Here is a 24447-nt window from a genome sequence, read left to right on the forward strand (position 1 = left end):
CACCTCCTAGTCATTATCATGCTTTTTAGCACGTTTTTTGGAATAATATTTTTGGGCTTCTTGTATTTCTTCTTTAATTTCTGACATTTCTTCATCAAGTAAAAACGCTGCTTCAGCCGCACGTTCTAGTCGGTGCTGGATTTCGGGTGGGTAATCTCCGTCATATTTATAACGCAATGTGTGTTCGATTGTTGCCCAAAAATTCATCGCTAATGTCCTGATTTGGATTTCAGCTAAAATTGATTTTTCACCTTCAAGTGTTTCGATTGGATATTCAATAATAACATGATATGAACGATATCCACTTTGCTTTGTATTGCTGATATAATCGCGTTCTTCTACTACTTTAAAATCTTGACGTTGTCTCAAGAGATTCACCACAATATCGATATCATCTACGAATTGACACATTAATCTCAAACCTGCGATATCGTACATTTCTTCATGTAATCGATCAAATGAAATTTGTCTTTTATTCGCTTTATCAATAATGCTAGTCATAGGTTTAACACGACCCGTCACAAATTCAATTGGTGAAGCATTATCTTCTACGTCATATTGTTTTCTAAGCCCTTTTAATTTAACTTTTAATTCATCAACTGCTTGTCTATATGGAGATAAAAACTGATCCCATTGATTCATTGTGCTTCACTCCGCTTCACTCTAATTCGAAAGTATCTTCCACAACAGAAACAAACTCCTTACCATAGTTTGAATTACCTTGAATATTTTCTAATATATAATTAAACTCTCTGTCGAATTGTTTTAGTTCTAATTGATCGTTAATGATAATCTTCTTATTTTTATTCTCATGTAACATAGACCAGGTTTCTTGAACAAAAATCAAATATGAATACGACTGGCCGTCATCTAATATATATGCAAAACTATAATTATCACTATCAACAAGCATTTGTCCTGCTTCTTGTAAACCTTCTGTAGATTGTTCTGTATAACAATTTAAACTATCTTCTGTTACTTTAATTTCATTCACATAAATACGCATGCTTGTTCCTCCTTATTCTTCATCATTTTAACATAATTATGACGTACATAACACGTTACATGTCTATTATCATGTCATCCAATGGCTTAACGTAAATATAATAATTTTTAGCGTATAATGCAATCTAATTTAAATTAACTTGCAAGTACTTTAAAATGAACTATCATAAGTATTTAAGGAGTGTAACCCGTGGCAACTAATAATGAAATTGAATTTAAACAGCTATTGTCTAAAGACCATTACCAAGCAATATACGACACTTATTTTTTAGATACAAAACCATTTAGTCAAACAAATTATTACATCGATACACCAAATTTCGATTTAAAATCACATCATTCAGCTTTGAGAATTCGTATTAAAGATGATACTTACGAAATGACATTAAAAGTACCAGCTGAAATCGGCTTGATGGAATATAATTTCGACACAAAGGTTGAGCCAAAATTAAACATGCTTATCAAAAGTCAGGACCTACCCCAAGATATTTTAAATCAACTCTTAAAAATGGATGTAGATGTCGATGATTTAATCGTATTAGGAGCTTTGACTACCGAACGTATAGAAACAGAAATTCATGGTAATTTACTTGTCTTGGACAAAAATCAGTATCTGGATTTTGAAGATTTCGAACTTGAATATGAAGTGAATGAGTATAATGAAGGGTTAATTCAATTCAAATCAATCCTTAATCAATTCAATATCAATCACGAAATTCCAAACAATAAAGTTCAAAGATTTTTCAATCGCAAACACAAATTAAGCGACAGTTAATTGGGCACAATATTAAGAAGTCGAATTACTTCCAAATGTAAAAATTCATGTTATATTAGTAATATATTAATAGGATATGGTGATACTATGACACAAACACCTTACGAGGTTATCGGACAAGACGCCTTATTTAAAATGATTGACCATTTTTATTATATGGTACAACGTGATGATAGAATCAATTATTTGTTTCCTGGAGATTTTGAAGAAACAAGCAGAAAACAAAAACAGTTCTTAACACAATTTTTAGGCGGTCCTCAACTGTATACAGAAGAACATGGTCATCCTATGTTAAAAAAAAGACATTTAGAATTTGTAATAACAACGCACGAACGTGACGCATGGCTTGAAAATATGTATAAAGCTATTCAACAAGCAGATTTTCCTGCGGGCGTCGGGGATTATTTATATGAACGATTACGCTTAACAGCGAATCACATGGTTAATTCCGAAAATTAATTGTAGGTGAAAAAACATGGCTGAAGAATTAAAATTAATAAATGCTAATAGTCGTGAAGATGCAAATCTTTCACCTTTGAGTAAGATTGAAATTTATTCCTTTTTCGATCCATTCAGTAAAGAGTGCTTTAAATTGTCTGCGATACTTTCAAAATTACGACTTGAGTATAAACAATATATTAGTATTAGACATATTTTAAATCCTTCCTTACGAGTATTAACAAAATGCCAAGCTCAAAGTACATCGAATTTAGATAATATCGCACTTGCCTATAAAGCTGCTGAACTCCAAGGTCGATTACGGGCTGAGCGTTTTATACATCTTGTACAAAATGAGATAATACCAAAACGAGATATTATAACTGAAGAGATGGTCAATAATTGTATTAGTAATGCTGGACTTGATTATGAAGTCTTTAAAGAAGACTTACATAAAAGTTCGTTAAAAGAAAGCTTACAAGTTGACCTGCATATAGCTCGAGAAATGGAAATTGAAGAGGCTCCTTCCCTTGTATTCTTTAACGAAGATATACATGAAGAAGGTTTAAAGGTTGAAGGCTTATACCCTTATCATATCTATACGTATATCATAAATGAACTTATTGGTTCACCAATTGAAAAAGAACTTCCACCAAGTTTAGAAACTTACATTTACCAACAACAATTAGTAACCAAAGAAGAGTTGCTGACTATTTATGAATGGCCTGAAAAATTATTGAATAAAGAACTGAAAAAATTAGCATTACAGCAAAAAATAGAAAAACTTAGCTCACCAGAAGGAAAATTTTGGAAGTCAAAAGTTTGAAACGTTGCTAGTATTCACAACAATATAAGTTTCATTTTATTTGAAACAGATACTGCAGCATGTGTTTTAATTGTTAAAAAGGACTGTCGACAAAGTCTCCTACTTTGTTGGCAGTTTTTTTGTGCACGTTTTCCGCAGGCATTGCTGTAGCCTGTAATCTTCAGCTAGTGCTCTTCCCCCAGGAATCGACCCAAATCACTGCCAATATCACATTAAAAACGTTACTAACTCAGAGACTATTTTATCTAAAACCAATGAAACAAATAATCGAAGAAATTGTAAAAAAGATACTTTTCACTCCCAAGAAACATTGGACAAAGGATTAATCCATAACAAAATGAATTATCCCTTTTTTAAGTTATCTATTAGCATAATACTGACTCAAACAGAATATGATTTAAGTCTATAACTTCACACTCACCTCAGTTTTTCATCGATCAACACGTTACAAATCTACTATAAATGATGTGTTTTAGCTCAAAAAGTACCTATACCGCGCTTAACTAACTACGGTAAAAAAGAAACAAAGATACAATTATATAAATTAAATCCCTAAAGCGTTTTCAAATCGTCATATAATATGAAAGATCCGAACCACGTGCTAGTAAAATTCAAATCAACATTTGCAATTTACCTTTATATCATTGAAATACGAATTACAAAATTTCGTAAAAATAAAGAAAATGCCAACTTCTATATTATATTACTAAAGAAGTTGGCATATTTTTATTGCTCTTAGTTACTTTATTTCAATTACTTTTTATAAAATGAATCTCTCCAACTTTTACTTATTTACTAATTGTTAATCATTATTATCAATATACATTAGTACTTTATATAAAATTCAAAGAAAAATATATGTCGAAATATCTGAATAGTTATTCAATTTCTTATACATCACTTAGTTATTTAAAAATGGATATAAAAAAAACGCCGTGTCTGATTACACGGCGCTAAACAAAGGGGATGGGAGAAATTTTTCACTTCAAACAAAGGGGTATGTTTGTTATGTGATTAATTTCATATATATAATATAACACGCTGTTATATACCTTTCAACCATTAAAATTAAATAAATACCCTTTGTCACAAACTTGTCATATTGTAAACGAATACATTCATACTAAGCTTTCATTAACTTTTCAAAAGCGTCTAATTTTTGTTCAAATACTTGGCAAGCTTGTTCAATTGGTTCAGGCGTTGTCATATCTACACCAGCATTTTTCAAGATTTCAATTGGATAATTTGAACTACCTTTTTTCAAGAATTCTTTAATATATCGCTCAACAGCCGGTTTACCTTCTGTTAAAATTTGATGACTTAAACTTTGAGCTGCACTGTATCCGGTTGCATATTGATACACATAATAATTCATATAAAAGTGTGGTATTCTAGACCATTCTTTACTAATATTTTCATCTGTTTCAACAGAATCTCCAAAATATTTTCTGTTGAGATCTGCATATTCTTCATTCATACGGTTAGCAGTTAATGGTTCTCCAGCTTCTTCTATTTGATGAATTTTATGTTCAAACTCTGCAAACATTGTTTGTCTAAATAGCGTTGCACGGAAGCGTTCAAGTTCTTGGTTTAATAGTAATAATCTGCGTTTGTCATCTAAATGTTTATCCATATAGTCACTTAATAATGCTTCGTTACAAGTTGATGCGACTTCTGCAACGAAAATAGTGTAATCACTTAAATTAGATGGTTGATTTTGACGGCTAAAGTAGCTATGCACTGAATGACCAAATTCATGTACTAAAGTATATAAATCAGAAACTGTATTTGACCAATTCAATAATATAAACGGATTTGTTAAGTGAGCACCTGAAGAGTATCCTCCAGAACGTTTACCTTTATTTTCAAAGACATCCACCCATCGATGATTCAAACCTTCTTCTACAACTTTCATATATTCTTCACCCATTGGTTGTAATGCTTTCAACATCCAATCTTTAGCCTCTTCGTACGGCATTTCAAATTTAATATCTTTAACAAGTGGTGTGTAAACATCATACATTTTCATGTCATCTAAGCCCAATAGTTCTTTGCGCAATTTAGTATAGCGATGCAGTAAAGGTAAGTATTTATGAACTGTTTTCACTAAATTATCATAAACAGCTTCTGGAATGTGGTTATTACTCAAAGCAGATTCTCTTGCCGTTTTATAATTATGTGTTCTAGCATTAAAGACGTTTTTCTTAACTTCTCCAGCCAGTGTCGCACTTAGTGTATTGTTATAAGCACCATATGCCTTATATAAATTTTCATATGCAGATTGTCGTAATACGCGATCATCTGATTCCAGACACTTGATAAATGTCCCTTGTGTTAATGCGTGTTTTTGACCTTCACTATCTATTGCATCTTCAAATTCTAAGTCTGCATTGCTAAACATGCCATACACGTTGTCAGGTGTAGACAATGCATCTTGCGCCTCTGTCAATAATCTTTCTTTATCAGCACTTAATACGTGTGGTCTCTTTTCATTAATTAATTTTAAATCAAATTTATAACGTTTCAAATCATCATTTTCATCAATAAATCTTTGAATCGTTGCTTCATCTATTTGTAGAATTTCAGGTACTAAAAAACTCCATGCTGAGCTGAATTTTATAATTAATTGATGCGCTCTGGATTCATAACCTGTGTATTTATCATTCGCCGTATCTTGATCTTGTTTTAAATGGGCATACACATATACTTTTTCTAACTTGGAACCTAATTCATCTTCTAATGCTAATGCATTATATAGTGTCGTTGAGCTATCAGCTAAATGACCGACATATTGTTGTTCTTCACCTATATTATTTTCAACATCTTTAAATGCAGCTTCAAAAGCATTATCAGATTCAAAGATGGTAGATAAATCCCAAGTATATTCTGGATATTGACGTTCTTGTTCTTCCCTTGTTAATTGTTGTGTCATAATATCTAGTAAACCTCCTATAAAGTCTATTAGTATAATTTTCTCACGTCATAGTCATTTTTGCACGCTATAACACCCATGATTATAATAGAATTGTTTGAATTTTTGAACAATGCTATAACATATTTGTGCTTTATCTATTTCAATATTATAAAATTGGTTTAATTCTAGCAGTTGTTTAAATTGTGTCATATTAAAAGTATTCATTTGCCACATATATATAAGTTGTAATTGCCAATACACAGGATGCGATTTAATATACATTTGTTCTGGATAAATAATTCCTAGGTACTCACCTACCCACTCATCAGTTAACTTTAAATTATACATCACACTTAAACTTGGCTCTAAAACTGAATGTGCTTTACGGCATAAACTTAAATAACGCCTTATAGCACGTTTTGATAGTTTTAACGTTTGTGTTGCAACATGATAACCATGCTTTGACTGAATTTGATTAACTAAATGTCCTAATGGTATATCAAACCTTTTGCAATAAATTGTTGTCCACCTATAAAATTAATCATTTTATAACCAAAAAGCATTTCATGTGTTGTATCCCATGATAATAACAATCTATTGTAAATATCAATGAAATTTCTTTCGTATTTTGATAAGTATACAACGCCATTATTTTTATTATATTTTACATTCTTTATTATCCAATAAACTTTATAACCCGCATTTTGTAAAGCTCTACTGCGCCTTGAAATACACGCTAATGTTACTTTTGAAAATTGTATTTCGAATGCAATTTCATCATCAATGATTAAATCAGGATATTGGTAACTTTGTGGTACATATGGTTCAATGCTAACTTTATGATTTAAATCTTTTAGCTGTTGAGCAATGCGGTATTTCAACTCAGAATGTGCTTGCGATTCATTTTTATGGCAATACAAAAGATCATTACGAACATGCGCAAAATGAGGTGTATAGTATGCCCCCTTTTTTAATACCACTTTGCCTTTACAAAATGGGCAACGGTAGTTTTCACTTTTTATTGCATTTTTTGCCCAGACGGTCTGATTTTGATCATTGTTTGCGTATAACATTTCGTCACCTCATATAATTACACGCAGAAAGTCATCAAATTACTATAACTTTATTTAAGAAAAAACATTATTAATACAAAAAGCCATAAGTTAACAATTAACTTATGGCTCAGTATCTAAATAATATTACTAATTAAATCATAACCAGTATTGATAATAATTTATATTAGTTTTTAATCATCATTATTCAGTTGTATCAGGAAAATAACGACGTACTTGTGAAGCGACGTTATGACTCATAATAATTTTTGCGTAATCGTTTAAATATACTTCTGATTTATCAGTAGGATATGCGAACTCAAGTAACTGACTGTAACTATCGTTAATTGTTTCTTGTCCAACTGTGTCATCAAAGTGAACAGCGTAGTAATATACATTATTAAGACTATATAATAAATCTTCAAACTCATCTGCGCTTTGATTATTATGGTAAGCATAATCAATTACTTCTTCTAAGTCATTAAATCTAACTATAACAGTACGCGTATTCTGTGGTTTACGTTTGTTGCGTTCTTGATCTTGTTGCGTTTCTTTTTGTTGTTGACGTTGTTCAAATAAATCCTCTAAACTATCATCTTGCTCAAATGTTTGTGATAATAAATCATTAACTTGATGATCTAATTGATCATTGTCTTCATCAGACATATTGATAAGATCTTCGTTTTTAGATTTAGAAATCGTTACTTCAACACCTTTTTCAAAAGCATGTACTTGAATCCATAAAGGACCTTCTACAACAAAATCTTCTTCTTCATTGATTTCTTCCATCATGTTCCAAAAGAATTCTTCTCCACGTTTGCGATTAGTCCATAAATCTTCACGTTTAAAGCCTCTTGCTTCTATATCACTATATGTTATAAATAGTTTAACGGTAGTGTCGTCAACTCGCTCTATTCTCATATCATCTCACTCCTTACAGTCGATGAATAGTAATCATTATTGTATTAGAACGTAGTAAGAATTACAATTAATTTGTTTGATTAATTTTTACTATTTTCTATTTGGTCTCTTATAATAACATATACCCTTATAAAAGGCCAAAAAACAGCACTTTCTATAAGAGTGCTGTTTGAATTCAGTCAATAATCATTCACAATTGAATAACCGATTTGTTTGACGTACGTATATATTTATCTGTTACGGTAAATACAACAAAACTACAAAGCAACATCACAATAACGTTACTTTATGGCTCAATCGCTCTATCTATACATTAATTAATCAACCATACGTTGCGCTTCTTGCAATTGGAACGTACGTACTTTTCTAGGTAAAAAACGTCTAATTTCGTCTTCATTATAACCAACTTGTAAACGTTTATCATCTAAGATAATTGGACGTCTTAATAAACCTGGGTTATCTTGGATAATTGAATATAAGTCTTGAAGTGGTAATGCATCAATATCTACATTTAATTTTTGATAAGTTTTAGAACGAGTAGATATGATTTCGTCTGTTCCATCTTCAGTCATTTTTAAAATTTGTTTGATTTCATCAATTGTTAAGTGTTCTGAAAAAATGTTACGCTCCGTATACGGAATGTCATGTTCTTGTAACCATGCTTTCGCTTTACGGCAAGATGTGCAACTTGGTGAAGTAAATAATGTTACCATACATCTCACTCTCCTATTTTTCATGAATATAAATTCATTAGATTTCAATTTTATATGATTAAGAAATTTTAAAGTAATTTTTATCTCTCTTAACCTTACAATTAAAGTATACCCTATCAACATTAAAATTAAATGAGAATTCTCTAATTTTTTTAAAAAATTTCAAATAAGCTTAATTCCCAATCAACTTAGTTAGAAATATTGATATGTATACAGTTTAACATAACTTACAAATGATTGAAATACTGTTATACTATTACTAAAGTATATAAATTAAATTATTATAAAGGTAGGCATCAAAAAATGGAAACTTTATTTTCTGGTATCCAACCTAGCGGTATTCCAACGCTTGGTAACTATATTGGTGCGTTGAAGCAATTTGGGGAAGTCCAAGATGATTATGATTGCTTCTTCTGCATCGTGGATCAACATGCGATTACAATTCCACAAGACCGATTAAAACTACGTAAACAAACAAGACAGCTAGCAGCAATTTATTTAGCTTCAGGCATTGACCCAGAAAAATCAACATTATTTATACAGTCTGAGGTGCCGGCACACGTGCAAGCGAGCTGGATGTTAACAACTATTTCATCGATTGGTGAATTAGAACGCATGACACAATTTAAAGATAAAGCAGTAAAACAAACTGAAGGCATACCTGCTGGTTTACTTACATATCCGCCATTAATGGCAGCAGATATTGTCATTTATAACACAAATATTGTTCCTGTTGGAGACGATCAAAAACAACATATTGAATTAACTAGAAATTTAGTAGATCGATTCAATTCACGTTACAATGATGTTCTTGTAAAACCAGAAATACGCATGCCAAAAGTTGGTGGTCGTGTTATGAGTTTACAGGATCCAACGAAAAAAATGAGTAAAAGTGACGACAACCAAAAAAATTATATCTCGTTATTAGATGAACCAAATGTGGGTGCAAAAAAAATAAGAAGTGCAGTAACGGATTCAGATGGCATTATTAAATTTGACCGTGATAACAAACCTGGCATTTCAAACTTATTATCTATCTATTCAAGTTTAACTGATAAAACAATTGATGAACTCCAAACACAATATAAAGATTCTAACTATGGTGAATTTAAATCAGATTTAGCTGAAATTGTGAAAGAATTTTTAATTCAGTTCCAAGAAAAATATGAATACTATTTCAACTCTGATGAATTAGATACAATTTTAGATAACGGTAGAGATAAAGCTCAAAAAGCTTCATTTAAAACATTGAAAAAAATGGAAAAAGCGATGGGCTTAGGTCGAAAAAGATAATCTATAAAATCATAGTGGAGATTGGCATAAATCTCATGTTAAAAATACTAATCCATTTGATATGGATTAGTATTTTTTAAACTTTTATGATGTTTAAATTAATCTGCTAATGATTTATTCCTGTAATTTTCACTCAAATGCCTTATTGATTTTAGCAAATTACAATATCGTTAAATGTCAATTCTACTGAAGGAAAATAATAGTGCAATAAGTACAAAAGTCCTCATTATCAAAGAAAACGTCAATTTCTATAACATGATATAGAAATTGACGCTTTTTTCATTAATTCAATAAATGGTACTCAGGGTTCTTTTTATTTCTTTTTGCCTGTTTCACGGTCAATTGATTTATCAATGCTTACTTCTTTTAACGATGTATCGCCACCGATTTGGTGATAAATTAACCCTTTAACTTGAGGATTAGTTAAGTGTGCTTCACCTTTTTGATAAACAGGTGCTACTGGCGCATCATTGAGTAATAATTCTTCCGCTTCTTTCATTGCTGCATTACGTTCTTCAGGTTTTTTCAATAATTTACCATTTGCATCTTTAATAAGTTGATCATATTTTTTGCTGCTCCATGCAGTATTATTTTGCGAATTACCTGTAGTCATAATATTTAAGAATGACAATGGGTCTGGATAATCCGGCCCCCAACCTGATAACGATGCTTCAAACGTTTCAGAAGACTCTTGATTTAAACGTTGTTTAAATGGTAATTGTTTAATCTTCAAAGTAACACCTGGCAAGGTACTTTCTACTTGTGCTTTAATATATTCAGCAGAAATCTTTGCATCTGGTGTATCTTCAGTATTCATCGTAAATGTTAAATTTTTAATACCTAAATCTTTTTTTGCTTTTTCTAAATGTTGTTTGGCCGCTTTAGGATTATAAGTCAGTGGTGAATCTATGGAGTCAGCAAAGTCTTTACCATCTGGTGTTTCTGCCGTTAATTTAGCAGTAAATCCATCTGTCGCTTCTGAACCATTATTTTTTACTGAATTCACATACCCCTCTTTATTGATAGATTGTGCAATGGCTAACCTCAAATCTTTATTTTTAAATTCTGGTACGTTGTCTTGATTCATTTTAATATAAAACGTACTAGCCAATAAACGTTTTTTCAATCCTGGATTATCTTGATATTTATCTACTTGATCGGCGGTAATGGTCGTATCATCTACAGAACCAGTGTCATAAAGTGATGCACCTGCTTGTTGATCTTTTAACACTTTATAATTTACACGATCTAATTGAACTTTTTCTTTGTCCCAATAATCTTCATTTTTAACTAACTGAATTTTATCTTCAACTTTCCAATCTTGAACTTTAAACGGTCCATTAAAGACTGTTTTATCTGCAGTTGTAGCATATTGCTCGCCATTCTTTTTCACAACTTTTTCATTTTGTGGCATAAATGCTCCAAAGGCGAACATTTCATTAATATATGGAATTGGTTTTGTTAATTCAACTTTCAATGTATGATCATTTAAAGCTGTAACCCCTAATTTATCAACATCTTTTTTCCCCATATTAATGTCTTCAGCATTTTTAATATCATACATTATGTAAGCATATTCAGCAGCTGTTTCTGGATTAACAACTCTTTTCCAAGCATATTCAAAATCATGAGCTGTAACAGGATCACCGTTTGACCACTTAGCATCTTTACGCAGTTTAATAGTCAATGTCTTTCCACCATTACTTTTCTCTGGCATCTCTTTAGCAACACCTGGTTGAGCTTTATCGTTTTTATCTAATGTATATAAACCTTCGTACACTTGGTTATATATATCAAAGGATACAGTATCAGTGGCTAAGGCAGTATCCAAAGAAGAAATATCTTGTGGTATCACTTTCCTAAACACTTGCCCTTTATCCGAGTAGATACCTTCAGCACTACTACATCCCGCTGTGATCACCGTTAAAGCTAATAAAACTATAAATAGTTTAATCCTTTTCATATTAATCCCCCTTCCCCTTATACTGATGGTGCTTGCATTTGAGATTTTAATGTTTCTGCTTCTTCATCCGTAGTAAATACAAAATGGCCAGGTTGTATTTCATTTAATGACCGTTGATTATTTTTGGATGTGTCTTCTTTATACACTGTTCTTTTTCGAGAACGTTCACTTTCAGGATCCGGTTGTGGTACTGCTGAAAGCAATGATTTCGTGTAAGGATGTAACGGATGATTGTATATTTCATCTGCAGAACCTAATTCGACAATTTTACCAAAATGCATTACTGCTATTCTGTCTGAAATATATTTCACCATTGAAAGGTCATGGGCAATAAATAAAAATGTAATATTGTGTTCTCTTTGCAGCTTTAATAACAAATTAACGACCTGGGCTTGTATTGACACATCTAACGCTGATATTGGCTCATCTGCAATAATAAATTCTGGTTCTACTGCTAATGCACGTGCAATACCGATACGTTGTCTTTGACCGCCTGAGAATTCATGTGGATAACGATTGGCATGTTCTTTGCTAAGACCTACTGTTTCTAATAAATCATAAACTCTTCTTTTACGATCTTTTGTCCCACTAGCAAGCTTATGAATATCAATCCCTTCTGCCACTATATCCATGACTTTCAACCTTGGATTTAATGAAGCATATGGGTCTTGGAAAATCATTTGCATCTTTTTATTAAACTTCAAAGAATCTTTACGGTTTTTTATTTTTTGAATGTCTACACCGTCATAAAGAATTTCTCCACTCGTTACATCATTAAGTTTAATAATGGCTTTACCAGTAGTAGATTTACCACAACCAGATTCACCAACTAATCCAAATGTTTCCCCTTTATAAATATCAAATGAAATATTTTCAATTGCACGTACTTCACTACGTTTACCTTCATTAAAATATTGCTTAACATTTTTCACTTGTAAAAGTATGTCTTTATTTTGCATCATCAAACGCCACCCTTTCTACCTGTTGCGGCTTATCGTAATTATTAGGCATCTTACGTAAACGTTTTTGTACCATTTCTGGTGGTTCAACATGAGGTGCACGCTCGTCAAGTAACCAAGATTTCACAAAATGTGTATCAGATATTTTGAACCATGGTGGCGGTGTTTTAAAATCCACATCTAATGCATATTGACTACGTTCAGCAAACGCATCTCCTTTAGGCGGGTGTAATAAATCTGGTGGTGTACCTGGAATAGCTAATAATTCTGTTTCTGAACCAGTCGTTAAATCAGGCATCGATGATAATAGCCCCCAAGTATATGGATGTTTAGGGTCATAAAATATTTCATCTACGTCTCCTGTTTCAACCATTTGTCCACCATACATAACAGCTACTCTGTCAGCTATATTAGCAACAACACCTAAATCATGAGTGATAAAAACGATTGAAGTACTTATTTTGCTTTGTAATTCTCTCATCAATTCTAATATTTGTGCTTGCATCGTTACATCAAGTGCAGTTGTTGGCTCATCTGCAATTAATACTTTAGGTTCGCATGCAAGTGCTGTCGCAATGACTATCCTTTGTCTTTGTCCACCTGAAAATTGATGTGGATAGGCATTAAAACGTTTTTCAGCGTTTGGTAAACCGACAAGGTTTAATATTTCCAATGCCCTTTTCTTCGCATTTACTTTATTGTAATTTCTATGTTTCATTAATGGCTCCATGACTTGCTTGCCTATTTTCATTGTAGGATTTAGCGAAGTCATTGGATCTTGAAATATCATAGAAATATCTTTACCTCGTAATTTAATCAATTCTTCTTCTGATTTTTTAGCTAAGTCTTCACCTAAGAAATTAATAACACCTTTTTTAATTCTCCCTGTATCACCTTGGAATAATTTCGTAATAGCTTTAGTTGTCACTGATTTCCCAGAACCTGATTCACCAACAATTGCTAGTGTTTCTCCTTTATCTAGAAAGAAATCCACGCCACGTACTGCTTGCACTTCCCCTGCGTCAATATCAAAGGAAACATGCAAATTGTTCACTTCTAATATTCTTTCTGACATAAAATGTTGCCCCCTTTTTATTTACGCATTTTCGGATCAAATGCATCACGTAATCCATCACTAAATAGATAGAAGAATAATATTAATAAACTTAAAATAATAGCCGGAATAAATAATTCATGTGGATGAATCAATAACATTGCGCGACCATCATTTACAAGTGAACCAAGTGATGTTCTTGGTGCTGGCACTCCAATACCAATAAAGCTTAGGAATGCTTCGAAGAAGATTGCATTCGGCACTGTAAACATAGATGTAACAACTATAACTCCTAGTGTGTTAGGTAATATGTGCTTAAATATTAATTTAAGTTTAGATGCACCTAATGTTTTGGATGCTAATACAAATTCTTGACCTTTTAATTTTAAGAATTCCCCTCTGACAACACGACTCATTCCAATCCAGCCTGTGATTGCCATCGCTAATATAATCGTCCATATAGATGGTTCAAAGATTAACACGAATAAAATAACAACAATCAATGTTGGTATAGACGCAACAATTTCAATAATACGCTGCATCACATTATCAATACGACCTCCAAAAAATCCTGAAATCGCGCCATAAATGACCCCTATAAAAATATCGAACAATGCTGCAACAACACCAATAAATAATGATACTTGTGCACCTTGCCAAGTACGTGACCATAAATCTCTACCTAATTGGTCTGTACCAAACCAGAAATTTTCTTTCACTCCAGCTTCTTTATACGCGTCTTTACCTTGAGCACCTTCACCATCAAATGGTAAAAATGAAATTTGATCTAGCACAGGTATTTTAGCTGGTAAGTTACGTCTTTCAACATCTTGTTCAGCATAGTCATGCGCACTAAATAATGGTCCAATTAACGCTAAAATAATGATAATAATTAACCCTATCATACCAACTACCGCTAATTTATTACGTTTTAATTGTGTCCATGCATCTTGCCAAAAGTTTTTACTCTCTCTTTGTATTTCCGGTTCTTTTTCAATGTCATTGTTACTTCTAATAAAATCTGATGCTGGTATCGCTTCTGAGGTATGTGACATAACTGCATTTGAATAATCTTGATTTAAATTTTCATTTTTATTATCAGCCATTATTTTTTACCTCCTTGTACACGTATACGTGGATCAATAACACCATATAATATATCTACAAGGAAAATAGAAACTATAAATAGTGTACTGAATAAAATGGTTGTTGCCATAATTACTGGGAAATCATTCGTGGTAATCGATCTTACGAATTGGTCACCTAACCCTGGCACACCAAAAATATTCTCAATTGTCAAAGTACCTGTTAATATACTCGCCAACATTGGCACAATAATTGTAATTACTGGAATCAAGGCATTTCTTAATGCATGTCCAAATAATACTCTCATTGTTGAATTACCTTTGGCACGTGCAAGTAAAATATAATCTGAACTCAACACTTCTATCATTTCTGCTCTTATGTATCTTGCTACCGTCGCTAAAACTGCTGCTGATAGTGCTAAAGATGGTAACACTGCTGTTGAAACACCTTCCCAACCTGCTACTGGGAACCATTGCAACCTTACTGAAAATACATATTGTAATAAAACAGCTAATACGAATGATGGTACCGATACTGCTATAACTGAAATTACTGTAGCTGTATAGTCAGCCCATGTGTTTTGCCGGACTGCTGCAATAACCCCTAAAATTAAACCGAGTATGACACCAATCACCATCGCTGTTAAACCCATTTCTAAAGATGGTAAAAGTCTCGGTTTGATTAATTCCCAAACTGGCTGGTTATCATATTGGAATGAGTTACCAAAGTCCCCCGTAACAACATTCTTTAAATAACTCGCATACTGAACTGGTACTGGGTCATTCAAACCATATTTTTCATTTAGAATTTGCTTTTGTTCTTCATTTAATTTTTCATCGTTAAATGGTGAACCTGGCATAAGTTTCATCAAGAAAAATGTAATGGTAATGATAATGAATAATGATAAAAACATATAACCCAGTCGCTTTAAAACATATTTAAGCATATCGTATCCCCCTTTGAATCGAATTAAACATTCCCTTCGCAATATTCAGAATATTTAATAACATTATACGTTTAGTTAAGATTTTAATCAATATTCTATTGCTTTACTTTATTAAAGAAATTAAAAATTAATTAATTTTAAACTTCTAATTAAATACTGTTGTTAACGAATTTATAGTAATTTTTATTCATTTTTTAGTTAACTTAAGTTACAATTAATTTAATTCTTTTTGGGGGGGGCAACGACATGAAATATTTAAAGCATTTTGTATTATTTTTACTTATTACACCTATCATTTCATTTATTCTATGGTTATTTTCAAATCATACTTGGATAAACTTTATTAATATAATATTCTATGTCTCTATCTTCTTAGCAATATTCTCTTTTATCATTTTGATTGTACAAGAAGGCATTTTAGATCCTACAAGCTTTGGTTTCAGAAGATTAAAATATCAATTGATGAGAAAGAAACATAGAAGCTCGCTTGAAGATGATACGTTTTTTAAGCCTACTCAACCTAAAAAAGATATTTATATTGTTTCATCTTGGGTGAAAATTGCTTTTCTTTGTAACCTCATTTATGTCATTATCTCTATTTTAATATCATTTGCTATATAAAAAGACTGGATTAGTAATTGTATTTAATAACAATAACTAATCCAGCCTTTTTTGTTTACGATTATCAATGTTGGGATTGCAGAAAAGTGCATAATATAATAAGACAAATCCCAATAAAACAATGACTGCCACATAAATTGACATCATCCATGGCAATATAAATGCGCCAATAATAAGCCCAAAACGTGCTAAAATATTTCCACCATAAAATGAAACCATTGCAAATGTGCTATACGTACTACGTTTATCTTCAGGAATCATTAAGAATCGTTGCTCATTTTGGATAGGTGAATATATTAATTCTCCTATCGTCGCTACAATTGAAAACAAACATAAAATCCAAAACGATGTTGCAGATGTCAAAACACTGTATCCTAATGTATACAAAACAATCCCAATCATAAATGCAATTCTAGTTGAAGTCGTTGCAACAATTCTGTTAACAGTAAAAGTTAAAGTTGCAACTACTACTGTGTTAATAATCATAATGACTGTGAACATTCTGACACCATCTATATAAAAACCAAAAATAGTTAATGGTTCAAAAGCATCTTTCAATCTTACCACTACATAAGAATTTAAACTTAATTCAGCCATAATGACCATCATATAACCTAAATTTAGCATCATATAATACTTGTCTTTAACTACATCTCGGTAACTATCAAAAAAATGTTTAAACTTAGTCGTAACATCTCCCTTTTTGTTAATGATTTGTTTAACATCATAATACTTTTCAAATAAATACCAACTCACTAACATCGCGATAAAGAAGAGGATAAATAATAAATGTTTATGTCCCAAATATAACAATGCACCTAGTGCCATACCGATTGCTGTACCAATATTGAACATCCAATAATTGAGTTGGTATACATATTCTCTAACATCTTCATATATAGCATCCATAATTGCCGCTTCAAATATAGGTTCGCTTGCAGCAAACAATAATTGAAAAACAAAAATAGCAATACAAAATATAACTAAACCAATACCGTCCATAGTAACCGTAATACTTAGAATAATTAGGCAAATTGCGTATAAAAAATGGATATAATTCACCGTTTTCTTCCTATTATAATTATCGCCTAAATATCCACCTAAGAAAGACACTATAAAACTCACTATAATATTTATAATTAAAAATGTCCCTGCAAAAACTGCATTCACCTTGCTCGTTAAATAAAGTGCTATAAAAGGCATGATGGCTTGACTTGCTATAATCAAGATAAAATCTGCAATCATTCGTGTTTTCAAAGTTGTTGATAAAGTTGAAAAGCGTTTCATCTTGACTGCCTCCTTTCAACCTAAATATAAAGCACATTATACACTAGGTGTACGTCATAAATATACAAAACATCAAAATTAATTATGTATTTTACTATTAATTATTTGTATTATTACTTTTTAATGCTTTATACAGTCCAAAGCTTATTTATAAAATTTCCGTATCTGTTTCATAAATTTAGCCAAAAATAAATAAGGCTGGACAAATGAATTGTCTCAGCCTTTAACATTACATATTATTTTAGTCGTTAAATTTTTTCAAAACTAGCACGGCGTTATGGCCACCAAATCCTAGACTATTACTCATTGCATAAGTAATATCTAAGTCTTCAGCTTTATTAGAAACGATATCTAAATCACATTCTGGGTCTGGAGATTCAGCATGGATGGTTGGTGCGATACGTCCATCTCTAATAGATAAGGCAGAAAAGATTGCCTCTAAGCCACCAGTTGCACCTAATAAGTGACCAGTCATTGATTTTGTAGAGCTAATTTTTAAGTTTTTAGCTGCTTCACCAAATGTATTTTTAATCGCTTGAATTTCAGTTAAATCACCTACTGGCGTACTTGTACCATGCGCATTTAAATACTGTATATCTTTGGCCTCAATGCCAGCATCATCAATCGCAGCTTGCATTGCACGTGAGCCGCCTTCACCCTCTGGTGCTGGCGCAGTAATATGATAAGCATCACCTGTTGAACCATAACCGACTACTTCAGCATAAATTTCTGCACCACGCGCTTTTGCTGATTCTAATGATTCAAGTACAACAATACCTGCACCTTCACCCATCACAAAGCCATCACGACCTTCTTGGAATGGTCGACAAGCTGTTTCCTTATCTTCATTCGTTGTTAAGGCACGGCTTGCACTAAAGCCAGCTATAGCCATATGTGTGATTGGTGCTTCTGTTCCTCCAGTAACCATAGCATCAGCGTCACCACGTTGGATAATCTTGAAAGCTTCTCCAATAGAGTTTGTACCTGTTGCACATGCTGTAACAGTAGCACCATTAGGACCTTTTGCACCTAAATCTATAGATACTTGGCCTGTAGCCATATCTGGAATTAACATCGGTACAAAGAAAGGACTCACACGTCTAGGACCACGCTCTAGCAATTGACTATGTGATAATTCAAATGTTTCCATGCCTCCGATTCCAGAGCCAATCCAAACACCAATTCTATCGGCAGTGTTTTCATTAATTTCTAGTTTGGCATCATTGACCGCTTCTCTTGCAGCAACTACTGCATACTGTGTGAAGCGATCCATACGACGCGCTTCTTTTTTATCTATATGATCTTCAATATCAAAATCTTTTAATTCACCAGCTAAATGAACTTTATATGCTGATGTATCTAAACGTGTTATTTCATCTATACCACTAACACCATTTAGTGCATTTTTCCATGAAGTTTTTGCATCATTACCGATTGGAGATAAAACACCTATACCAGTAATTACAACGCGATGTTCCTTGCTCATAAATTATCCTCCTATTTTCCCCATCTTATAGTTACAGCACCCCAAGTAAGACCACCACCGAATCCTACAAGTACTAAAACATCATCATCTTTAATTTTACCATTTTCTAATTCTTGTGCGATACTTAAAGGAATTGAAGCTGCAGAAGTATTACCAAATTTATCAACTGAGACGCTCATTTTTTCTTTTGGTATACCTAATCTTTCTCTTGCAGATTCCATAATTCTAATATTAGCTTGATGTGGTACAAACATATCGATATCATTTGGTTCTAAATTTGCTTTTGCAACTGCATTATTTGAAGCTTCACCCATGATTCTAACAGCAAATTTAAACACTTCTCGTCCATTCATAAATATCTTACCATTTTCTGGATTTAAATATAAATATTCTCCTCCAGAACCGTCTGATCCAAGTTCATAACTTAAAATGCCTCGGCCTTCAGATACTTCACCGATAACTACTGCACCAGCACCATCACCAAATAATATAGCTGTTGAACGATCAGTGTAATCCGTGATTTTAGATAATTTATCTGCGCCTACAACTAAAATATTTTTATAATCACCTGATTGTACGAATTGTTTAGCATTAATCATTGCATACATGAAACCACTACATGCAGCTAACTGATCCATAGAAGCAACTTTTCCGATTCCAAGTCTATCTTGTAATATATTAGCTACAGTTGGAAACGGAAAATCTCCTGTAGATGTCGCAACAATAATCATGTCTATATCAGTTGGTTCTATACCAGCATCATTGATAGCTTTAACACTTGCTTGATAAGCTAAATCAGACGTCTCTTCATCTTCATCAGCCCATCTTCTTTCTTTAATACCTGTCATTTTTGAAATCCATTCATCTGAAGTTTCTAAAAATGATTCAAAATAGGCATTCTCTACTACTTTTTCAGGCGCATATGCACCGAAACCTTTAATACCCACGTTCATGGTTGTACACCTTCTTAATAATTTTTTAATACCAGGTATTAATTTAACATAATATATATTTCCAATACAAGAACTTCACCTAGTATACTCATTAAAATCACATTATTTATTATAATTTATCGTAAATGTTAGCACAATTAAAATCTATACTTTATAAGTTACTACTATACAAATACTACTTTCTTATTTATAATGAATGTATATATATTAAATTGGAGGCATTACATAATGAAATACCTCGCAGTGTTATTTTGGTCTATTGTCTTATTACAAATGGTAAATTTCGTACTTAACAGTCTTTCAGGTGGGGGCTCACTTAATTTAATCACCCCTATTATTGGTGCTATTGTATTTACAATCATTGTCGTATTATTTGATTTGATTATTAAACCTTCAAAGCATGAGACGAAAGAACAACATTAACTTTTTTATCACATACACATTTTTATGAAGCGTTCGAAACGAAAATATCTCGAACGAATTTAAAAAGGCAATCTCTAAGTTTTCAATTTAGAGATTGCTTTTTTGCTATAGAAAATTTCTAAGATTTTAAATGTACTAAATTTTTAATTAATCCAACACTAATTAAATTTATTAAAGTACGCATTGAATATTAAGAATTAATATAATAATAGCCCGTAAAAGAACTGTTTTAGTTCGATTACGGGCTTATTATATGAGCGTTGATATCTCAAATACTATTTATTTTCAGTTTATATTATTTCTGGTTTAATTTCTTCAAATGTTAAACCATCATCTGATAAATCTATTTTTATTAATGTACCTTCTGGTAAATTTTCTCTAATCATTTTGCGTGCAAGTGGTGTTTCAATTTGTCTTTGAACAAATCTTTTTAGTGGTCTTGCACCAAATTGAGGTTCATATGCTTCTTCACCTAACCATGCTTTAGCTTTATCAGAAACGTCAATGGAAATACGTTGTTCCATCAATCTAATGTTTAATTGTGTTAAAATTTTATCAACAATTAAACTCATATCATTTACGGATAATGGTTTAAACAAGACGATGTCATCCATACGATTTATGATTTCTGGTTTGAAGTATTGATTTAAACTATTCATTACTGCTTTTTCTGTTGATTCAGTAATCACACCTGTATCTTTTACATTTTCTAATAATATTTGTGAACCAATATTACTTGTCATGATAATAATAGTATTTTTGAAATCTACTTCTCGTCCTTGTGAATCAGTTAAACGACCTTCTTCTAATATTTGTAACAACACGTTAAACACATCTGAATGTGCTTTTTCTATTTCGTCTAACAAAATAACTGAATAAGGATTACGACGAACTGATTCTGTCAGTTGACCACCCTCTTCATGACCAACATAGCCAGGAGGAGCACCTATTAAGCGAGAGACAGAGTGTTTTTCCATATATTCACTCATATCAATACGAATCATATGTTTTTCTGAATCAAATAAAGTTGATGCTAATGATTTCGCTAATTCTGTTTTACCTACACCTGTTGGCCCTAAGAATAAGAAGCTACCAATTGGTCTATTAGGGTCTTTAATTCCAGCACGCGCTCTGACAACTGCATCAGCAACTAGATCTACAGCTTTATCTTGACCTACAACACGTTCATGAAGTATATCAGATAAGTTTAGGAGTTTCTCCCTTTCAGTTTCAACTAATTTTGATACTGGAATGCCTGTCCAAGAACTAACAATATCGCCAATTTCTTCATCAGTAACAATTTCACGAATGATGCGATCATTGTCTTCATTTTGTTCATTTTGGAAAGCGTCTTCTAATTCACGTAATTCTTTTTCTAGTTGTGGAATTTTACCGTGCTGTAATTCAGCTGCTTTTTCTAAATTATAGTTATTTTCAGCATCTTCTAAAGCTTTTCGACTTTCATCTAATTCTGAACGTTTCTCTTGCAATTTAGCTATTTTTTCTTTTTCTTCTTCAACACGTGATTGAATAGAACTTTGTTTTTCCTTTTCGTTTGCTAATTCTTCTTGTAGCTCTTGCAAACGTTGTTTACTGGCATTATCAGATTCATTTTTCAATGCTGACTCTTCAATTTCTAACTGCATAACACGGCGATTCACTTGATCTAATTCTGTTGGATTTGAGCCCATTTCAGTACGTATCGTCGCACATGCCTGGTCTACTAAATCTATTGCCTTATCTGGTAAGAACCGATCAGTAATATAACGGTCTGATAATTCAGCTGCTGCTACTAATGCTTTATCCTGTATACGAACACCGTGATATACTTCGTAACGTTCTTTCAAACCACGTAAAATAGAAATAGTATCTTCTACATTAGGTTCAGATACATTTACTTTTTGAAAACGACGTTCTAAAGCTGAATCTTTTTCAATATATTCTCTATATTCATTTAAAGTTGTCGCACCGATACAATGTAGCTCACCACGAGCCAACATTGGTTTAAGCATATTACCTGCATCCATGGCACCTTCAGTTTTACCTGCACCTACGAGCATATGAATTTCATCAATAAACAAAATAATTCTTCCGTCTGATTCTTTGACTTCTTTAAGTACTGCTTTCAATCTTTCTTCGAATTCACCACGATATTTTGCACCTGCAACAAGTGCGCTTAAATCAAGTTCAAAAATTGTTTTATCTAACAGTGATTCTGGTACGTCTTTACGTACGATACGTTGCGCTAATCCTTCGACAATTGCTGTTTTACCGACACCAGGCTCACCTATCAAGACCGGGTTGTTTTTGGTTTTTCTACTTAATATACGGATTGAATTACGAATTTCTTCGTCACGTCCAACGACAGGGTCCATATTACCTTGACGCACTTCTTCAACTAAATCACGGCCATATTTTTCTAATGCTTCATAATTTGCTTCTGGATTTTGTGATGTCACACGATTGCCTCCTCTAACTTTTTTTATAATTTCCTCTATTACTTCTTTTTTATTTGCTACAAATTGTTTGGTCGTATCATCTATATCCATGGCAGCTAAAACGATATGTTCCATAGATATATATTCATCTTCATATTTTTTCATATAAGTTTCAGCTTTATTTAATAAATTATTAGCATTTTGACTTATATATTGACCATATTGAACATTATCCCCTTGGACTGATGGATATTTTTTTAATTTTTCCTTATATGATTGATCTAATTTTTCTGTATCAATATGCGCTCTATCGAAAATACTTTTAAATAAACTTTCATTTTCTGTTAATGCCGCTGATAATACTGCTTCAATTTCAATATTTTGATTTTCATTTGTTTTGGCTAATTCAATTGCATTCTGTAATGCACTTTGAACTGCATAGGTCATTTGATTTATATCCAAATTGATTCACCTCACCATTTAATGATTGATCAAAAAAGTAAGTTTGACTTTGACTTTCTTTGACCTTATCTATATTATATTACGCTTTCTGACAAGAATCAACAATAAAGGGTTCGTTTTTTAATTATTTTTTAAAGTTTTGAGCACTTAGCACATCATAACTTTTGCCCAATACCCATTTGTTAAAACATTCATACAGATTACATAAAAACTGCTAAATTGATAGCAATCTTTATACTTTCAACAAAAGCACATATCCCATTACGTTAAAGTTATGTTAGCATTATTGTAAATATACAACAATGGAGGTTGAATATATGAATAACGTAATCAAAAGACCAACGCCGCCGTTTAATAAACAGACAGCTTTAGAAAAAGTAAAATTGGCGCAAGATGCATGGAATACTAGAGATCCTGAAAAAGTATGTCTTGCTTATACACAAGATTCACAATGGAGAAATCGTAGTGAGTTTTTTGAAGGTCGAGAAGCAATTAAATCCTTTTTATATAGAAAATGGCACAAAGAACTTCATTACAAATTGATGAAAGAATTATGGTGTTACACCGACAACCGTATTTCAGTTAGATTTGAGTATGAATGGTATAATGCCTCTACAAATCAATGGATGCGTACACATGGCAATGAGCATTGGGAATTTAATAACAACGGCCTCATGACGAGAAGAGATATGAGTGCAAATGATTACCCAATCAATGAGCGTGATAGAAAATATTAAGTTTACTTTACCTAACGATTGCAACTCATAAATTATAAATACCTGTCATTTAATATATTTTCATCTTAATATGAGCACAGACATAATAAAAGGTT

At 32.2% G+C, this 24447-nt stretch carries 22 protein-coding genes; 7 read left to right on the top strand and 15 right to left on the bottom strand.

Annotated elements, in window-relative coordinates; all coding sequences use genetic code 11:
- Nucleotides 1-6 precede the first annotated feature (6 nt).
- The gene (locus NST87_RS09085) at nt 7-642 is read right to left on the bottom strand and encodes a GTP pyrophosphokinase (RefSeq protein WP_019469070.1); all 636 of its coding nucleotides are present in this window, start codon (nt 640-642) and stop codon (nt 7-9) included.
- A gap of 16 nt (nt 643-658) precedes the next feature.
- Nucleotides 659-1006 (bottom strand): UPF0738 family protein, encoded by a 348-nt coding sequence (locus tag NST87_RS09090; protein WP_019469069.1) that lies wholly within the window; start codon nt 1004-1006, stop codon nt 659-661.
- A 189-nt stretch (nt 1007-1195) separates the two neighbouring features.
- Between NST87_RS09090 and NST87_RS09095 the strand changes: the two genes are divergently transcribed.
- The 3 genes from NST87_RS09095 to yjbH all read left to right on the top strand — a co-directional run bounded on the left by NST87_RS09095 (nt 1196) and on the right by yjbH (nt 3044).
- Entirely contained in the window at nt 1196-1780 is a 585-nt protein-coding gene (locus NST87_RS09095) for a CYTH domain-containing protein (protein ID WP_019469068.1), read from the top strand.
- A gap of 87 nt (nt 1781-1867) precedes the next feature.
- Nucleotides 1868-2239: a globin domain-containing protein gene (locus tag NST87_RS09100; RefSeq protein WP_040030141.1), complete on the top strand. Its 372-nt coding sequence runs from the start codon at nt 1868-1870 to the stop codon at nt 2237-2239.
- Nucleotides 2240-2255: 16 nt separating this feature from the next.
- Nucleotides 2256-3044, top strand: a complete 789-nt coding sequence (gene yjbH, locus NST87_RS09105) for a protease adaptor protein YjbH (RefSeq protein WP_019469066.1) — start codon at nt 2256-2258, stop codon at nt 3042-3044.
- A gap of 1123 nt (nt 3045-4167) precedes the next feature.
- On the opposite strand, the gene pepF is transcribed toward yjbH, so the two are convergent.
- The 4 genes from pepF to spxA all read right to left on the bottom strand — a co-directional run bounded on the left by pepF (nt 4168) and on the right by spxA (nt 8644).
- Nucleotides 4168-5976, bottom strand: coding sequence for an oligoendopeptidase F (gene pepF, locus NST87_RS09110; RefSeq protein WP_064263901.1), 1809 nt, complete (start codon nt 5974-5976; stop codon nt 4168-4170).
- 470 nt (nt 5977-6446) lie between these two features.
- Nucleotides 6447-7031 carry a competence protein CoiA gene (locus tag NST87_RS09115; protein ID WP_019469064.1) on the bottom strand — a complete coding sequence of 195 codons (585 nt, stop codon included), beginning with the start codon at nt 7029-7031 and terminating at the stop codon, nt 6447-6449.
- 183 nt (nt 7032-7214) lie between these two features.
- Nucleotides 7215-7931: an adaptor protein MecA gene (gene mecA, locus NST87_RS09120; RefSeq protein WP_019469063.1), complete on the bottom strand. Its 717-nt coding sequence runs from the start codon at nt 7929-7931 to the stop codon at nt 7215-7217.
- A 317-nt stretch (nt 7932-8248) separates the two neighbouring features.
- Nucleotides 8249-8644: a transcriptional regulator SpxA gene (gene spxA, locus NST87_RS09125; protein WP_040030144.1), complete on the bottom strand. Its 396-nt coding sequence runs from the start codon at nt 8642-8644 to the stop codon at nt 8249-8251.
- A gap of 303 nt (nt 8645-8947) precedes the next feature.
- Between spxA and trpS the strand changes: the two genes are divergently transcribed.
- A complete protein-coding gene (gene trpS, locus NST87_RS09130; protein ID WP_019469061.1) occupies nt 8948-9937 on the top strand; it encodes a tryptophan--tRNA ligase in 990 nt (329 codons plus the stop codon).
- 313 nt (nt 9938-10250) lie between these two features.
- Here trpS and NST87_RS09135 read toward each other — a convergent pair whose 3' ends face one another.
- Genes NST87_RS09135 through opp3b form a run of 5 tightly spaced genes read right to left on the bottom strand, consistent with a single transcriptional unit; the run spans nt 10251 to nt 15945 of the window.
- The gene (locus tag NST87_RS09135) at nt 10251-11900 is read right to left on the bottom strand and encodes a peptide ABC transporter substrate-binding protein (protein ID WP_040030145.1); all 1650 of its coding nucleotides are present in this window, start codon (nt 11898-11900) and stop codon (nt 10251-10253) included.
- A gap of 17 nt (nt 11901-11917) precedes the next feature.
- Nucleotides 11918-12859 (bottom strand): ABC transporter ATP-binding protein, encoded by a 942-nt coding sequence (locus NST87_RS09140; RefSeq protein ID WP_162496140.1) that lies wholly within the window; start codon nt 12857-12859, stop codon nt 11918-11920.
- Complete coding sequence (locus NST87_RS09145) at nt 12849-13934, bottom strand: ABC transporter ATP-binding protein (RefSeq protein WP_040030147.1); 1086 nt, start codon at nt 13932-13934, stop codon at nt 12849-12851. The genes NST87_RS09140 and NST87_RS09145 overlap by 11 nt, the downstream gene beginning before the upstream one ends.
- A 17-nt stretch (nt 13935-13951) precedes the next feature.
- Nucleotides 13952-15019 (bottom strand): oligopeptide ABC transporter permease, encoded by a 1068-nt coding sequence (opp3C, locus tag NST87_RS09150; protein WP_340721609.1) that lies wholly within the window; start codon nt 15017-15019, stop codon nt 13952-13954.
- Nucleotides 15019-15945, bottom strand: coding sequence for an oligopeptide ABC transporter permease (gene opp3b / locus NST87_RS09155; protein WP_019469056.1), 927 nt, complete (start codon nt 15943-15945; stop codon nt 15019-15021). Before opp3b ends, opp3C begins: the two co-directional genes overlap by 1 nt.
- Nucleotides 15946-16191: 246 nt before the next feature.
- Between opp3b and NST87_RS09160 the strand changes: the two genes are divergently transcribed.
- Entirely contained in the window at nt 16192-16566 is a 375-nt protein-coding gene (locus NST87_RS09160) for a DUF3899 domain-containing protein (RefSeq protein WP_019469055.1), read from the top strand.
- A 36-nt stretch (nt 16567-16602) separates the two neighbouring features.
- Here the strand turns inward: NST87_RS09160 and NST87_RS09165 are convergent, their stop codons facing one another.
- The 3 genes from NST87_RS09165 to NST87_RS09175 form a co-directional block, all read right to left on the bottom strand.
- A complete protein-coding gene (locus NST87_RS09165) occupies nt 16603-17853 on the bottom strand; it encodes an MFS transporter (RefSeq protein WP_340721610.1) in 1251 nt (416 codons plus the stop codon).
- Between the two features lie 241 nt (nt 17854-18094).
- Complete coding sequence (gene fabF, locus NST87_RS09170; protein WP_340721611.1) at nt 18095-19339, bottom strand: beta-ketoacyl-ACP synthase II; 1245 nt, start codon at nt 19337-19339, stop codon at nt 18095-18097.
- Between the two features lie 11 nt (nt 19340-19350).
- Nucleotides 19351-20292 carry a beta-ketoacyl-ACP synthase III gene (locus NST87_RS09175; RefSeq protein WP_040030149.1) on the bottom strand — a complete coding sequence of 314 codons (942 nt, stop codon included), beginning with the start codon at nt 20290-20292 and terminating at the stop codon, nt 19351-19353.
- A 228-nt stretch (nt 20293-20520) separates the two neighbouring features.
- Between NST87_RS09175 and NST87_RS09180 the strand changes: the two genes are divergently transcribed.
- Nucleotides 20521-20715: a YjzD family protein gene (locus tag NST87_RS09180; RefSeq protein ID WP_019469051.1), complete on the top strand. Its 195-nt coding sequence runs from the start codon at nt 20521-20523 to the stop codon at nt 20713-20715.
- 290 nt (nt 20716-21005) lie between these two features.
- Here NST87_RS09180 and clpB read toward each other — a convergent pair whose 3' ends face one another.
- Nucleotides 21006-23615 (bottom strand): ATP-dependent chaperone ClpB, encoded by a 2610-nt coding sequence (clpB, locus tag NST87_RS09185; protein WP_040030150.1) that lies wholly within the window; start codon nt 23613-23615, stop codon nt 21006-21008.
- Nucleotides 23616-23932: 317 nt separating this feature from the next.
- On the opposite strand from clpB, the gene NST87_RS09190 reads away from it, so the two are divergent.
- A complete protein-coding gene (locus tag NST87_RS09190) occupies nt 23933-24352 on the top strand; it encodes a nuclear transport factor 2 family protein (RefSeq protein ID WP_040030151.1) in 420 nt (139 codons plus the stop codon).
- The last annotated feature ends 95 nt before the right edge of the window (nt 24353-24447 follow it).

The organism is Staphylococcus sp. FSL W8-0271, assembly GCF_038006605.1.
Taxonomy (GTDB): domain Bacteria; phylum Bacillota; class Bacilli; order Staphylococcales; family Staphylococcaceae; genus Staphylococcus; species Staphylococcus cohnii.

Bases quoted from the DNA above. Each gene is read 5' to 3' on its own strand.
- NST87_RS09140 (WP_162496140.1), bottom strand. From the start codon at position 12,859: ATGCAAAATAAAGACATACTTTTACAAGTGAAAAATGTTAAGCAATAT.
- NST87_RS09115 (WP_019469064.1), bottom strand. From the start codon at position 7,031: ATGTTATACGCAAACAATGATCAAAATCAGACCGTCTGGGCAAAAAAT.
- NST87_RS09175 (WP_040030149.1), bottom strand. From the start codon at position 20,292: ATGAACGTGGGTATTAAAGGTTTCGGTGCATATGCGCCTGAAAAAGTA.
- NST87_RS09085 (WP_019469070.1), bottom strand. From the start codon at position 642: ATGAATCAATGGGATCAGTTTTTATCTCCATATAGACAAGCAGTTGAT.
- NST87_RS09180 (WP_019469051.1), top strand. From the start codon at position 20,521: ATGAAATACCTCGCAGTGTTATTTTGGTCTATTGTCTTATTACAAATG.
- NST87_RS09090 (WP_019469069.1), bottom strand. From the start codon at position 1,006: ATGCGTATTTATGTGAATGAAATTAAAGTAACAGAAGATAGTTTAAAT.
- NST87_RS09135 (WP_040030145.1), bottom strand. From the start codon at position 11,900: ATGAAAAGGATTAAACTATTTATAGTTTTATTAGCTTTAACGGTGATC.
- NST87_RS09165 (WP_340721610.1), bottom strand. From the start codon at position 17,853: ATGAAACGCTTTTCAACTTTATCAACAACTTTGAAAACACGAATGATT.
- pepF (WP_064263901.1), bottom strand. From the start codon at position 5,976: ATGACACAACAATTAACAAGGGAAGAACAAGAACGTCAATATCCAGAA.
- trpS (WP_019469061.1), top strand. From the start codon at position 8,948: ATGGAAACTTTATTTTCTGGTATCCAACCTAGCGGTATTCCAACGCTT.
- yjbH (WP_019469066.1), top strand. From the start codon at position 2,256: ATGGCTGAAGAATTAAAATTAATAAATGCTAATAGTCGTGAAGATGCA.
- NST87_RS09145 (WP_040030147.1), bottom strand. From the start codon at position 13,934: ATGTCAGAAAGAATATTAGAAGTGAACAATTTGCATGTTTCCTTTGAT.
- NST87_RS09160 (WP_019469055.1), top strand. From the start codon at position 16,192: ATGAAATATTTAAAGCATTTTGTATTATTTTTACTTATTACACCTATC.
- opp3b (WP_019469056.1), bottom strand. From the start codon at position 15,945: ATGCTTAAATATGTTTTAAAGCGACTGGGTTATATGTTTTTATCATTA.
- opp3C (WP_340721609.1), bottom strand. From the start codon at position 15,019: ATGGCTGATAATAAAAATGAAAATTTAAATCAAGATTATTCAAATGCA.
- mecA (WP_019469063.1), bottom strand. From the start codon at position 7,931: ATGAGAATAGAGCGAGTTGACGACACTACCGTTAAACTATTTATAACA.
- spxA (WP_040030144.1), bottom strand. From the start codon at position 8,644: ATGGTAACATTATTTACTTCACCAAGTTGCACATCTTGCCGTAAAGCG.
- NST87_RS09190 (WP_040030151.1), top strand. From the start codon at position 23,933: ATGAATAACGTAATCAAAAGACCAACGCCGCCGTTTAATAAACAGACA.
- NST87_RS09100 (WP_040030141.1), top strand. From the start codon at position 1,868: ATGACACAAACACCTTACGAGGTTATCGGACAAGACGCCTTATTTAAA.
- fabF (WP_340721611.1), bottom strand. From the start codon at position 19,339: ATGAGCAAGGAACATCGCGTTGTAATTACTGGTATAGGTGTTTTATCT.